At 46.9% G+C, this 13423-nt stretch carries 9 protein-coding genes; 3 read left to right on the forward strand and 6 right to left on the reverse strand.

Translation table 11 applies throughout. The features are described 5' to 3' along the window. Positions 1–7: 7 nt before the first annotated feature. From esaA to MHH91_RS15885, 5 genes are all read right to left on the reverse strand, one after another. Positions 8–3130 (reverse strand): type VII secretion protein EsaA, encoded by a 3123-nt coding sequence (gene esaA / locus MHH91_RS15865; protein WP_013353410.1) that lies wholly within the window; start codon positions 3128–3130, stop codon positions 8–10. Then, complete coding sequence (gene essC / locus MHH91_RS15870) at positions 3127–7602, reverse strand: type VII secretion protein EssC (protein ID WP_014472201.1); 4476 nt, start codon at positions 7600–7602, stop codon at positions 3127–3129. Before essC ends, esaA begins: the two co-directional genes overlap by 4 nt. Before the next feature lie 54 nt (positions 7603–7656). Further along, positions 7657–8946: a type VII secretion protein EssB gene (gene essB, locus MHH91_RS15875; protein ID WP_013353412.1), complete on the reverse strand. Its 1290-nt coding sequence runs from the start codon at positions 8944–8946 to the stop codon at positions 7657–7659. Positions 8947–8960: 14 nt separating this feature from the next. Beyond that, positions 8961–9200, reverse strand: coding sequence for an EsaB/YukD family protein (locus tag MHH91_RS15880; RefSeq protein WP_013353413.1), 240 nt, complete (start codon positions 9198–9200; stop codon positions 8961–8963). A 75-nt stretch (positions 9201–9275) separates the two neighbouring features. Beyond that, positions 9276–9569 (reverse strand): WXG100 family type VII secretion target, encoded by a 294-nt coding sequence (locus MHH91_RS15885; RefSeq protein ID WP_013353414.1) that lies wholly within the window; start codon positions 9567–9569, stop codon positions 9276–9278. Positions 9570–9884: 315 nt separating this feature from the next. Between MHH91_RS15885 and MHH91_RS15890 the strand changes: the two genes are divergently transcribed. From MHH91_RS15890 to MHH91_RS15900, 3 genes are all read left to right on the forward strand, one after another. Continuing rightward, positions 9885–11114, forward strand: coding sequence for a PucR family transcriptional regulator (locus MHH91_RS15890; RefSeq protein ID WP_013353415.1), 1230 nt, complete (start codon positions 9885–9887; stop codon positions 11112–11114). A 103-nt stretch (positions 11115–11217) separates the two neighbouring features. Further along, positions 11218–12348, forward strand: a complete 1131-nt coding sequence (ald, locus tag MHH91_RS15895; RefSeq protein ID WP_013353416.1) for an alanine dehydrogenase — start codon at positions 11218–11220, stop codon at positions 12346–12348. Positions 12349–12466: 118 nt separating this feature from the next. After that, positions 12467–13144 (forward strand): YukJ family protein, encoded by a 678-nt coding sequence (locus tag MHH91_RS15900; protein ID WP_013353417.1) that lies wholly within the window; start codon positions 12467–12469, stop codon positions 13142–13144. Between the two features lie 45 nt (positions 13145–13189). On the opposite strand, the gene MHH91_RS15905 is transcribed toward MHH91_RS15900, so the two are convergent. Continuing rightward, positions 13190–13405: an MbtH family protein gene (locus MHH91_RS15905; protein WP_013353418.1), complete on the reverse strand. Its 216-nt coding sequence runs from the start codon at positions 13403–13405 to the stop codon at positions 13190–13192. Positions 13406–13423 lie beyond the last annotated feature (18 nt).

Here is a 13423-nt window from a genome sequence, read left to right on the forward strand (position 1 = left end):
GAATGTGTTACGCCTCATAAGACTGATCACTTTCCTCCGTTTTTTCCGCAAACAGCCGAATAATGAGCGGAAGCACCGCCGCAATCAGCGTAATAATCACAAGAACCGTTATTCCCATCGCAAACAGATGGCCCGTACCGTATTGGATATCGATATAGACTTTCGAAACCGGGCTGTCAAAGGTAAAGTTCGGCATAATCAAGTCGATCAAAGGCGCCACATAAAAGAGAATGAGCGCTGACGAAGCGATCCATCCGGTGATCGAGCCAAAGACAAAGGCTGCCCGGATAAAAGCCGAACTCGCCGCGAGCAAGAGAATCGTAAAGATTGACCATTTAATCGTCTGATCGTCCGGAAGCGAGTAGATATTCAGACCGAACAGACTGATCATCAGTCCGACCATAATGTTTAAAATCCCAAAGAGCGCGCCTTTGACGAGAAGCGGCGCCTGCTGATAATACGAGCTGAAATAGCCGATCAGAAGACTGCTGATCAAAACGATCACCAAAATGACGACCGGCGGAACATTCTGAACCCGGTCTTCCGGCACCTCTCCGCTGATTTTAAGCGGGTTGGCGAGATAATCGTAAACGTATCCGTTTTCCTGTCCGTCAACGAGCGCGTTCCCTAAAATGCCGTACACGTCATTTCTGATCAATTTTGTGGAATCGACGTTTTTGCCCCAATTGCTGTTCAGGGTGTCCGCTTTCTGCTGTACGTCATTTACGCTTTGCTGCATATTGTCGGTATAGCTGATGATGCCGGACTGGCGTTCTGACAGATGGCCCATCGTGTCAGACATTTGCAGCACTTCGCGGCCGACGGTATCCTGAGCGCCGAGCGCCATCGTTCCGGTTAATCCGTCTCCGCTGAACGTTGCCGCTTCCTGCACAGCGCCTTCAGCAAGCTGATCAGATGCTTTAGCCGCGCTGTCTGCGATGCTGGCGAGCTCATCGAGCACTCCGGCTTGTTCATCTCTGATATATGAGCTGTAGTTATCCGAGAATTCGGTCATGCCTTTAATGAAATTGCTGATGTCTTCATCTGTCTGCATCTTATTGTTTTTCAGGTTTTCCCAGCTTGCCGTTTCAATCGGTTTGATGGCGAGAACGGTTTGGACTTCGCCTTGCTGGGCTTTCAGCACCCTGTTTTTCACATCAGGCAGCGAGCCTGCGTCGAGAGAATGATAAAGTGTTGCCTCATACAAAGATAAATCATTATAGTAACTCATTAAATCGGATATCACTTTTGTATTGATGTCAGCGGCAAATATCTGTTCAAGAGCAGATTTGCGGCCGCCGTCCAATGACGGGTAGTTCAAAATGTTCTGTTCTGTTTTTAAAATCATTCTGTAAACGGTATTGAAGTCTTGTTTTCTCGTTTCTTCTGATTGTTCCAGCTTTTTTTGTAATTTGTCCGCACGTTTTTCAACTTTGGCAATCTGGTCTTTAAGGCCTTGGATTTCTTCATCAAGAGCATCGAGACGTTTTTTCAGTTCTTCATTATGTGTCTGCTGTTTCTCTTCAAGCTCTTTTTCAATTTGCTGAATGCGCTCTGCGGCTTGGTTCAGCCTTTCTTTTGCCTTAGATACTTCTGTGCCGCCGTCTCCTTCAGAGCCGTTCGGATCGTCCGCGGGGTCATCAGCAAGCGGAGTGACGTTTTTAGCGGTTGCGGCTGTTTTTGTCTGCTGATCGCCTGTGTTATCGGAAGGAGACTGCTGTTCTTTTGTGCCGTCATCCGTTTTTCCGTCTTCTCCGGGAGCCGTCCCGTCATTCGGTTCGGTACCGCCGGAGTTTTCACCATTATCCCCATGGCCCGGGTTTTCAGGGTCTGGATTTTCTTTTTCCGGTTCTTTTAAACCGTCAGAAATAGAATTGATCTCAGCGGAGATGCGTTTTAATTCGTTACGCTGATCGTCAAGGTCAATTTTCAGATCACCGGGTTTTTCTTCTTCCGGTTTTTCTTCTTCTTTCGGTTCATCCGAGCCGTCATCCCCCGGGTCTTTTTCCGGAACGGTTAAGTTCTGGCGATCCCTTTTCATAAGGGCTTGAATGCTGTTCAGTGTTTCAAATCTTGCTTGGGCTTTATATTGAGTCAAATAATTGTCAAGTAAATTGGATTGAATATTTGCCATCCCTTGTTCCTGCTCAGGGACCTGCGCTTCTCTCACCTTTTGGGCGGCTGCCAGTGCCGATCCTGTCTGGTCAAGCTGTGTCTGCGCCCGGTTTATGCCTGAAGACAGCCCGCTCATCATGGTGCTGAACTGGTTGGCGGCCTGCTGCGCTTTAATAGCGTTCAGTCCGGTTGTGATTTGCTTTTGATTTTGTTCCTGCGCGGCCAGCAGCAGTTTTTTCTGATTTTCCTGATATTGTTTATAGCGCTCAACTGTATCGGCAAAGTCTTTGAGCGTGTTTTTGGCTTCATCTGCCGAGGTCAATTTTTCTTTTGCTGCGCCCTGCGCTTCGTTCATTGATTTTTTCAGTTCGTCAATCAGGTCTTTTTGCCGTTTGATCTCACCTGCCAAGTCATTGGAGCTCGGCTTGTAAAAGTTGTACATGACATTTTGAAATTCTGATTCTTTATTGACGATCTTGTCAAAATCGCCTCTGACATTGTTCACTTTTTGTGAGACGAAATTCCAATACAATGCCGACATTTTTTTATTCATTGATTTTTGGGCGTCTTCAAGCTCACGCTGCACTTTTTCTTTGTTGACGGCGTTCAGGTTGCTTTGAATATTGAATGTCAGCGTAGCTTTTTGCGGACGCTCCTTGTCATAGCTTAAAATGTCTTTTGAAAAATCGGATGGAATGTAAACGACTGCGTCATACTTCTTATCCGCCAGGCCGTTTTCAGCCGCGCTCCTGTTGACGACCGTCCAGGAATAATCCGGACGGTCGCCGAGAGCCGCCGCTACTTCTTTGCCGAAATGGACCGATTCCCTATCCTCATTTTCATCTGTTTCATCATGTAAGCCCATGTCTTCATTCACGACTGCGATTTGGCGGGTGGCATTGATTTTTTGTTTTCCCGGGTCATCGCCGATAAACCGGAAAAACAGCACCGGCAGCAGCAGAATAATGACGATCGCGGCTACTAATTTGATCAGGCTTTTTCGTTGTTCAGTCATCTGACGGCCTCCCTTTCCGCTGAACATAAAGGTATTTGGATTTTTTGCTCCTTGCCGTTTTCAACCAAATAGCCGAAGCCCGGCTGAATGTCCGGTTCCTGTCTCTGGTAAGGCAGCGGAATGACATTTTGTTCAGATTTTTTCACAAGCAGCATCGCGTGGCGGATCTGTTTCATTTCCGTCGTTAAGGAATCATAGCCTTTTGAAAATTCGCTGTGATTGCCCGCCGGGATAAAACTGAAGCCTACATGCGCGTAAGATTTCATAAACATCGCCAGCTTGTCCTGAATGGCGGTGTCGATTGTCTGCTGGAATCTTGTAATGCCGTCGGCCATTAACACGATCGGAGAGAAATTGAGTTTGTGCACATCGCCATTTTTGACGGCCTGTGCATACTGAGCTTCCCGCTCCGTGAAAATGGCTTCAGCCGCTTCAATCCACTTCTGTATGTCTTCTTTTGTGTCCAGATAGCTGACCTTTGTTTCCTGCGCATACTGCGACAATCCGCGGTCAATCGAGTCAAACAGTCCGATCCGTTCCGTGCTTTCACGCAGCAGGTGATTCAGCATGACTTTCAGGATGTTTGTTTTTCCCCGCTGTGTCTGGCCTAAGATGAGGCAATGCTTATATTTGCCCAGATCAAAGTATACCGGGCTGACCTTTTCCTCATGAAGCCCGACAGGAATGCGGAACGGTTCTTGGTCCGGGCCGAGACGGAGCGAAAATTCGCCGGCCGTCAGCATGTCCGGGAGCATCGGAATCGGGTGTGGACCGGCTGTTCCGGAATGGCGCTCAGCTAAAGCTTTGACATCGGCTTTCAGCGCTTGGAACATCTCGAGGTCATTTTCCGCTTCAGCCGGAAGAAACATTTGCGCGAAATGCAGTTCTTCTTTTTGAATCATGACGCGGCCCGGAATCGGTTCAAGACTGAACGGCGGGCGCCCGTAAATGGAATAACCTTCTGACTGATCCATTAAATAATGGACGATTTTCGTTTTTATATTATTTAACAATGACTGACGGACGGCGTTTACCCTCGTTGCGGTCAGCAGGAAGTAAATGCCTAAGCTTTGCCCGTCGCGTGAAATCTGGATAAATTCCGTTTCCAATTCATGCATTTCGTCTTTGACGATGTCGAAATTATCAATTGTGATAAATATAAACGGCAGCTCTTCTTCGCTGAGCGAATTGTACATTTTGATATGGCTGACTTCTTTTTCTCTGAACAGCCGTTTCCGCCGCTCGATTTCCTCCTTGATGCGGATCATGAATTTTTCGATCTTTCTCATTTGATCCATTAAGAAATAGTCTGCGGTGTGCGGAAGCTTTGCCAATGGCAGAAGCGTGCCGTTTCCGAAATCAAAGATGTACATATGAAGCTCTTTTGGCGTGTACCCTTCCGCGAAGTTCATCAGGAGAGTGATGGCAGCCACTGACTTGCCGTATCCGGATGAGCCGAAAATGCCGATGTTGCCGTCATCCATCATCGTATAAGCGAGAGGCGCCTGTCTTTGCTGATCAGGCTCATCCACGCAGGCGATGAAGAAGCGGTCTTTTTCCTTTGCGGGATAAAGCGTGCGCGGAATACGTTCGGCAAGCGGCGGAAGCCATGGGCTCGGCAGCTTTTCAATGCCCATTTCTTTTTGAATCCGCTCGATTTCTTCGACTACGGCTTCTATTTCTGCCGGGGCGTCTTTTTTCGCCAAGTCGTCCGCATCCACTTCAGACAGCGGAATTAAGCCGGTATCGGTAACGATGGCAATGTCATCCTCGGTGCCGTATACATCTTCCATGTAAGGGGCGCCGCTCCAGGCAGACTGGAACTGCTCATACACTTCATTATTTCCGACTTGCAAATAGCCGCGTCCGGTGACTGTAATATTCGCCGCATCACTGTTTTTCAGAATTTCTTTACTGTCACTTGCATCCTGGACTTTCAGCGCGACCTTAAAGCGTGAGTTGCTCCATATCTGGTCGTCAATGATGCCTCCCGGTTTTTGCGTGGCAAGGATTAAATGCACACCAAGGCTCCGCCCGATGCGTGCCGCGCTGACAAGCTCCCTGATAAAGTCAGGCTCTTCGCTTTTGAGCTCGGCAAATTCATCTGAAATCAAAAACAGGTGCGGCATCGGAATATCCGTTTCCCCCTGTTTATACAGCTTTGTATAGTCATTAATGTGATTGACGCGATATTGATCAAACAGCCGCTGCCGTTTTTTCAGCTCGCTTTTTATAGAGGCAAGCGCCCTGATACTGAAGTTTTTGCTTCCTTCGATATTCGTAATGGTTCCGAGAAGGTGCGGCATTTTGCGAAACGGCTGCGCCATTCCCCCGCCCTTATAGTCAATCAGCAAAAACGCCGCTTCATGAGGGTGAAAATGAACGGCCAATGACAGGATAAACGTTTGCAGAAATTCACTTTTCCCGGAGCCGGTCGTTCCCGCCAGCAATCCGTGCGGCCCGTGGGCTTTCTCATGCAGGTTTAAATACACGATATCGTCTTTACCTTTGTAGCCGATCGGAACAGCCAGTGATTTTGCCGACTCACTTGTCTCCCACTTCTGCCTGATGCCGATTTCTTTTACTTCCTTCGCATGAAACAGCTCCAAAAATGAGACCGTTTCGGGAATGGAATTCGTCATCCCGACCTGATGGTGCAATGTCCGAAGCGTTCGGGAAAACCGCTCGTTGTTTGTCCGTTCATGCCTGTCCAGCCTAAACGGGATCTGGACCGCTTTTTTCTTCTGAATGAGGATGTCTCCTTCATCTTCATTAATGTAGCGGACGAGGGTGTGAATGTTTTCTGCCAGGCTTTCCTTCGTTTCCGCGGCGATGATCGCTGAGATGCCGAGATGCTCATGCCGGCCTTCGATATATTCTAAAATGACGTGCTCTGCGATCAGCTGCTGATTCGTGATGACAAAGACAAAATGCGGCTGGAAGATCTTTTTCTCTTTATCTTCTTCCAAATCCCGCTCCCGCAGCAGCTCGTAAATGGAAGATAACAATTGATCACGGGTCTGTTCATTGTAAATAAACCCTTTCGCATACATATGAGGCAGCTGAAATTGCGGCAGCCACTTCATCCATTCCCATTCCTTATATTCATCTTCATGAAAGATAAAGACAAACCGCAGGTCATGGTAGCTGTTGAAGAAAGCGAGCTGGCCGATCAGCTGGTGAATTTCATTTTTGACGATCTGGGGTTTCCCGACAAGCCCCATCGGCCCTTCTTGTAAATCAACGGTCACGGGTGCATGGCGGATATCTTTATATACACGCTGCATGTGCTGCGACTGTTCCATTAAGTCATCCACATCACGGTTCGCCAGGTCCCCTCCGCTCATCGAGATCTCGTAGCTTGCCGGGACAGTGCTCGTTCCGAGCCGGAGCATCAGAAAATCCCTGCTTTCCAGCGATTTCTCCCAAATGCGGCCGCTGATTTCAGAGGTTAAATATTTCATTTTTTCAAACGTGGGAAAATGGTGCGTCAGCACTTGCAATTGTTTTTCCGACAGCGTCTGAAGTTCTTTCCGTTTACTCTCTAAATACTGCTTGTACACACGCTCACGCTTCTCCTCCCGTTTTTTCCGCTGGTTTTTTTCTCGGAAATATTGCACGGTGGACGTAATGAGAGTCATCATAAACATCGCTAAAGAAACGAGAATGAAAATGCCCCTCGGCTGTATAATGGCGACAACCCCCATTACAATCAGCATGACCACAGGAGGCAGAATGACGAGCCAGAGCCCCCTGTTATTCTGCTCGCTTTCCTGTGAGGGAAAGCTGAATGAAACGCGGTCTTCGGGAAGATCATAGACCATCCGCGGCGTTCTTCGATATTGCGGGTATTTCTTTTTCATTTCGGTGCTCGGCTTTACCGTTTTGATTAAGCCGGTTTGAAACTCCTCGTGATGAACGACTTCTAAAAGGTCGTCCTCCGCCAGCCTCAGACGCAGAAAATTCCACAGCAGCTCATCTCCCATCCGAAGCCTTTCAGGGACTTTTGTGAGCTCTCCGTTTACATAAACTTCCTGGCCATCAGGAATGACAGACCAGCTTCCTCCCGCTTTTCGGAGATAAAAAGCGCCTTTTTGAGCGGACGACGGCTCTTTGTATATATCCGCTTCCTCTGTTTCTGATGAGAAAACGATCTCGTCCTTTCTGCCGACAAAATAAACGGAGGATTCTTCCTGATCAGGAGTGAGAAGAAGCCGCATCGTCTCTTCTTCCATTCTGCAAGGCATTTCATTTCCTATTGTCAATTCGCCGGCACAGTTATTTCCCAGGAAAACATCATAACGGTCTGTTTCTTTACGATAAAGGGTGGCGGCGGTTTGCCGTAAAGGCAGTGTGCCGACCGTGATCGTATCCTTTATATCCGGGCCGATCGTTATCGGCTGAGACGGCGGGAGTTCAGACAGCTGAATCTTTTGTACGTGCTCTCGGTAAAAGACCCATAACAGACTCATATGGCGAACCTCCTGACAGCCTGATCGTTACTTACGGCCATTTGATGTGTGCTGTTATTTTTTTTCATCTTTTTTCTCATCTTTCTTGTCGTTCTCTTTGTTATCCTTCGCTTTGTCCTGTTTGCCGCCTTCATCCTGGCCGGCGGAAGCTTCGGCGGTGTCACGGTTTTCCTCCGCTTCTTTGTTCTGCTCTTCCTGCTCTTTTTTCGCCTTCGCCAGCTCGCTTTCCACGGCGTCCAGTTCTTTCTGCTTTTCATCGTCTTTCATACTGTCGTCCGCTAATAATTGCTGTTTATATTTTGTAAGCCCGAGCCAGATATACGGGTTGTACTCAAGATTGCGGCCGATATTGATGGCTTCTTCATTTTCCCCTCTGCCGATATCGATCCAATAAAGGAAGTGCTTCGGATCTGATTGCAGCGTGACCAGATTCCCAATGTTTTTCCGCTGTTCTTCGCTCAGATTTTCAACCGCCACATAAGAGGAAGCAAGCTCGTACTGCACAGATTCAGGGAGACTTTCCGCATCGTATTTAGCGAGTGTGTCAATGACTTTGCTGTACTGCTGATTGAGAAAATAGCGGTTGCTTTCCGTGATTGCCTCTTGCTTCGGCTGGGCGAAAAACAACACGTACAAGGAATACAGAAGCGCCGGCACAAGGAGAACTGCAAGCGCCAGACCGGTGTATCTTTGGATTTTCCATTTCTTTTTCGGCAGTTTTATGTATGTCTTGTCCCTCGCTTCGAGGGAATCAATTGTGGTTTGAATTGTTTCTTCCAGTTCTTCAAACGTCTCAGCCTCTAACACGCTTTTCACCTCAGGAGAGAATTGAAGCGTCTCCTTATACTTCAGATATTCTTCGAAGGTGTACGCCCCGTCAGCTGCAAGCGCCGCACAGGCTTTGAGCTCTTTCCACACCCTTTGTCTATCTTCTTCATAAGGCGGGAGACTCTCCTTTACGCCGTAATGAAGAAAGTAAGGCGTCAGCGCTTTATCAAATACGATATTTTCCGGCGCAGCAATCAGATTAAGGCGTTTCAGCTTGTGCTGTTTCACAGCTTGCACGAGACGGTAGGCAAATTGCCATCTGCTTTTTTTATCTTTTCCTTTTATATAGCGGAAAGCCTGATAAGAAGAAGGGGGTCTGATTGTTATGGTTACTTCGTCTTCTGAAACCGAAACCTCTTTTTGAAAAAAAGGATCAGCATCTTTAATCACGTTTGCTTCCAGCCCGTCAAGAAGCTTGACTTTTTCCCGCTGAAAGGTGAAGGTGAAGCCTGATTCGGTTTCTGCCCGGACGGCGTCTAATTCAGTTTCTAAATAAGATCTGTTATGATCTGTCATTCCACCATTTCCTCTCATAAAATTTCAAGACGGTCTCCGTTCGTAATGCCGCAGTCAGATAGTTTTTGTTCCCCGGAAAAAACCGTTTCTTTATTGACCACTCTGATCCAATAGCCTTCACGCGGCGGAACGGATACGTGCTGAGCCTGCCGGGCAATATCGATGACTTTTTTCACAGAATGGTAATCTGACAATCTGAGATCGAAGACGCTGCCGTTATATTGTGTTAAATCTATTGTAATATCGATATACATTTTCATATCACCCTTACATAGAAAGAGCGCCGTCTTCTTGATTGAATCAGGCGCTCCGTTTCTTCATTCATCTTATTATCCGCGAATTTGGTTAGCGATATCTTGGTCAGTAGACTCAAGCGTATTTGCCGTTTGTTCGAGCTGATGATTCACATCTTGCAGCAATTCAGACATTTTAATAAATGAAGGTTTCAGCTGCTCATATTGATCCGCAAATGCTTCACTTGAAGCACCGTCCCACATGCCTTTCAAATCAGAAATCATGCGGTTCAGGCGGTCAACCTGATTCATGACTTCCTGACTTTCAACGCCATATTGCTTAGCCATCGCTCTTAGCTCTTCGGGTGTGACACGAATTAATCCAGACATATTCCTTATACCCTCCTGTGTCATCAGCCTAAATATGGGCTAATTCACTTATTTTTTGAACGTCATTATTATAAAAACAACAATTCGGCACAGTCAAACAAATCTGTTTTAATTTTACAAAATGAGTCTTATGATATACTGGATTTTTCGTCGAATTTACACATTTTGTAAATACAATAGTATGATTTTCTTATTCTTTTTGATTTTGTCAAATGATCTTATTTTCCTATTTTATTTCCGTTCAAAGATGCCTTTCAGTCTGAAAAGCAAGATGGTAAGATCAAGATATGAAGCTATGAAAAAGTAGGGATACAGATGACCAATCCAAAAGATCCATTTAAGTACAGTTTCGACAGGCTTGAAGATGTTGCCGACCATATCAGTGAAGTTCTTCAATGCCCTATTACAATAGAAGACGTGAATCATAAACTGCTTGCATACAGCACGCACAGCGATTGTACAGATCCGGCCCGGACGTCGACGATTATCGGACGGAGGGTGCCTGAAAAAGTCATCAACAAACTGTGGAAAGACGGAACCATTCCGGCGCTTTTAAAAACAGACCAGCCGATCAAAGTGAAAGAAATCGACGAGGTGGGCCTGAGCAACCGCGTGGCGATTTCCATTTGGAAAAACAGCCAGGTTCTCGGATTTATATGGGCGCTTGAGATCAAAAAAAAGCTCAATGACGAGGACCTGAAGACGCTTCAGCTGGCCGCCAAAGCGGTGCGGAACAAGCTTTTGCACCTGCAGATCCGCAAAACAAAAATCGAAGAGCGGGGCCAGGAGTTTTTTTGGAAAATGCTGACCGGCCATATTTATCAGGAAGCCGAGATGGCCGAAGGGTTTCATAAGCTCGGAATGGCGCTGCCGTCCGTGTTCAGCGTCATGATCATCCGTTTACATGATGAGCTGACTGAAAAGACGGAACAGCAGCTGCAATATTTGCAGGAAACGACACAGCAGATTCATGTCATGCTGGCGACTGTCGATTCAAATGAATTAATCTTATTAGCCGCGCCGAAATCCGATCAGCCTTTTAAAGATTTAAAGCAGTTCGCCCTCTATGTTCAAAAACAGCTGAAAGAACGATATAAAATTGAGGATGCGTCGATTGCTTTCGGCGGTATTTACGAATCGATTTCTTACGTTTACCGCTCCTATCAGGAAGCGCTCTCCGTATTGAAAGCGAAAGAACGGTTTGTGAGAGAAACCAAACACCTTTTCAGCTTTTCTGAACTGGGGATTTATCAGTACCTTGATGTTTTGGATGAAAAACGCAAGCACAGCGGCTATATGAACTATTCCCTGTCAAAGCTTGAGCAGTATGACAGAGAGCACCAGGCCGATATGGTCAAAACGCTCGAACATTTTATCGATGCCGACAGCAATGTCAACACCGCCGCTAAAGCGCTTAACATCCATGTCAATACATTGAATTACAGGCTGAAAAGAATCAGCCAGATCGCAGAAATCGACTTAAAAAATGTGAATGAAAAGTTTACGATTTACCTCGATATCAAGCTTCGCAGTATGGATTCGTGAAATTTCACAAATCCGTGTTTTTTTATTTTCTGTTTCAAACAAAGAATTTTCGCAACAATCGCGCTACACTTGAAGCATCACACAAACATTGGGGGAAACAGACATGATTATCGGGGTTCCAAAGGAAATCAAAAACAATGAAAATCGAGTGTCATTAACACCTGGAGGCGTTTCACAGCTTATCGGAAACGGCCATCGGGTTCTTGTGGAATCCGGAGCAGGACTCGGAAGCGGCTTTACAAATGAAGATTATGTATCCGCAGGCGCGGAAATTCTGGAGGACAGAAAGCAAGTTTGGGATGCAGAAATGGTCATGAAGGTAAAAGAACCGCTGGCTGAGGAGTATGCGTATTTCCGTCAAGGCCTGATCTTATTCACTTACCTTCATTTAGCCGCAGAGCCGGAATTAGCTAAAGCGCTTACAGAAAAAGGCGTGACAGCTATTGCGTACGAAACGGTAACGGACGGACGTTCACTTCCGCTGCTTACGCCGATGTCTGAAGTGGCCGGCAGAATGGCCGCTCAAATCGGAGCTCAGTTCCTTGAAAAACCAAAGGGCGGAAAAGGAATTTTATTAGCCGGCGTACCGGGTGTATCCCGCGGAAAAGTCACGATCATCGGAGGAGGCGGCGTCGGAACAAATGCCGCGAAAATGGCTGTCGGACTCGGTGCCGATGTGACGATGATCGACTTGAACGCAGACCGCCTGCGTCAGCTTGATGATATTTTCGGGCATCAGATTAAAACATTGATCTCAAACCCTGTAAATATTGCAGACTCCGTCGCGGAAGCGGATCTTCTGATCTGTGCCGTGCTCATCCCGGGAGCCAAAGCGCCGACCCTCGTTACGGAAGAAATGGTTAAACAAATGAAACCGGGTTCCGTCATTGTTGATGTTGCCATCGATCAGGGCGGCATTGTGGAAACCGTTGATCATATTACAACACACGATAATCCGACTTATGAAAAACACGGCGTCGTTCATTATGCTGTCGCCAATATGCCTGGCGCCGTACCGCGTACATCTACGCTCGCATTAACGAATGTGACCGTTCCTTACGCGCTTGAAATCGCCAATAAAGGCGCGGCAAAAGCCATTGCAGACAGCCCGGCGCTTAAAGCCGGCCTGAATACGGCTAACGGACACGTCACGTATGAAGCGGTAGCCAAAGACTTAGGCTATGACTATGTGCCTGCTGAAAAAGCGATGCGAGGTTCAGCTGCAAAAGCTTAATAGATATGAAGAGGACGGCCTGATCAGCAGGCTGTCCTTTTTTTCTTTCTCGTAAAAGGAAAAACGGCCTCCGATCTCGAATATCAATTCATATCCCGGAAGAAAAAGGAGGATTCATATGGCTGTTCAGCACTATGGTGTATTAAAAGGCACTGTGTTAGATATGAGAAGGGAAACAGATGATGATTCTCCGCATTTTCAAGTCGAGGTGCTAGGCGAGCCTGATACGCACTATCGCTGTGCGATCAATGTCATGTCAAGTTCAAAAGAATCAGAGGTTCTGTATGCGGCGCGCGATCATTTTGACGCAAGCGCGATCACCCTGCTGCCCAACATACCGTATGGATACACCCCAATTGATGAAACCAGCCGTGAGCTGGCGCTGGATTACGTCCGCGGCGGATTGTTTGATCCCCGGAACATGGTGCCGCTCCCGCATGAAGTCACCGGTCCGGATAATGACTTAAATGATTTTATTGAAACGTATATGCAAAAAGCAAAAACAGAAAAAGCCACCGTCTATATTTACGGCTCTAAATTCGGGCCGGAGCAGGACGCTGATAAGATTTTCGGGTTCAAACCGACAAACGGCATGCATAATATTCATATGAATCAGGGAAATCCAATTGATACACGCTGGAAGAAGGATAACGGAACGTGGCATGACGGCGGTATTTTAATCCAGTTTGCAGACCAGTGGGCCGCGGTCTTTTTGGCTTTTCTGTCTCAGTCATGGTGCACGAATGAAGAAGGCCACCCTTATAAATTTTGTGATCACACACAGCTTAACAGCTGATTTCCGCATAAAAAGCCTGCCGAATCAACGGCAGGCTTTTTTTTATTACATCTTAGCGGGTTCAGCCCGTTTCAGGCTTTCAGGCCTCATGTCACGCCAGTTTGTTTCAATATATTCGAGACAAACGGAACGGTTTTCATTTGTCAGGCGGGTTTCCCACCCGTCCGGCACATCCAGATAGGCCGGCCACAGCGAGTACTGGCCTTCAGCATTGACGAGCACATGATATAAGCCGTCTTCCCGTTCAAATGGATTTGTCATATCAGCTCATTCCTTTCT

It is taken from the genome of Bacillus sp. FSL K6-2819, from assembly GCF_038008305.1.
GTDB classification, from domain to species: domain Bacteria; phylum Bacillota; class Bacilli; order Bacillales; family Bacillaceae; genus Bacillus; species Bacillus amyloliquefaciens.

Coding starts and splice junctions, on each gene's coding strand:
- esaA (WP_013353410.1), bottom strand. CDS start 3,130: ATGACTGAACAACGAAAAAGCCTGATCAAATTAGTAGCCGCGATCGTC.
- MHH91_RS15880 (WP_013353413.1), bottom strand. CDS start 9,200: ATGTATATCGATATTACAATAGATTTAACACAATATAACGGCAGCGTC.
- MHH91_RS15905 (WP_013353418.1), bottom strand. CDS start 13,405: ATGACAAATCCATTTGAACGGGAAGACGGCTTATATCATGTGCTCGTC.
- ald (WP_013353416.1), top strand. CDS start 11,218: ATGATTATCGGGGTTCCAAAGGAAATCAAAAACAATGAAAATCGAGTG.
- MHH91_RS15885 (WP_013353414.1), bottom strand. CDS start 9,569: ATGTCTGGATTAATTCGTGTCACACCCGAAGAGCTAAGAGCGATGGCT.
- MHH91_RS15900 (WP_013353417.1), top strand. CDS start 12,467: ATGGCTGTTCAGCACTATGGTGTATTAAAAGGCACTGTGTTAGATATG.
- essB (WP_013353412.1), bottom strand. CDS start 8,946: ATGACAGATCATAACAGATCTTATTTAGAAACTGAATTAGACGCCGTC.
- essC (WP_014472201.1), bottom strand. CDS start 7,602: ATGAGTCTGTTATGGGTCTTTTACCGAGAGCACGTACAAAAGATTCAG.
- MHH91_RS15890 (WP_013353415.1), top strand. CDS start 9,885: ATGACCAATCCAAAAGATCCATTTAAGTACAGTTTCGACAGGCTTGAA.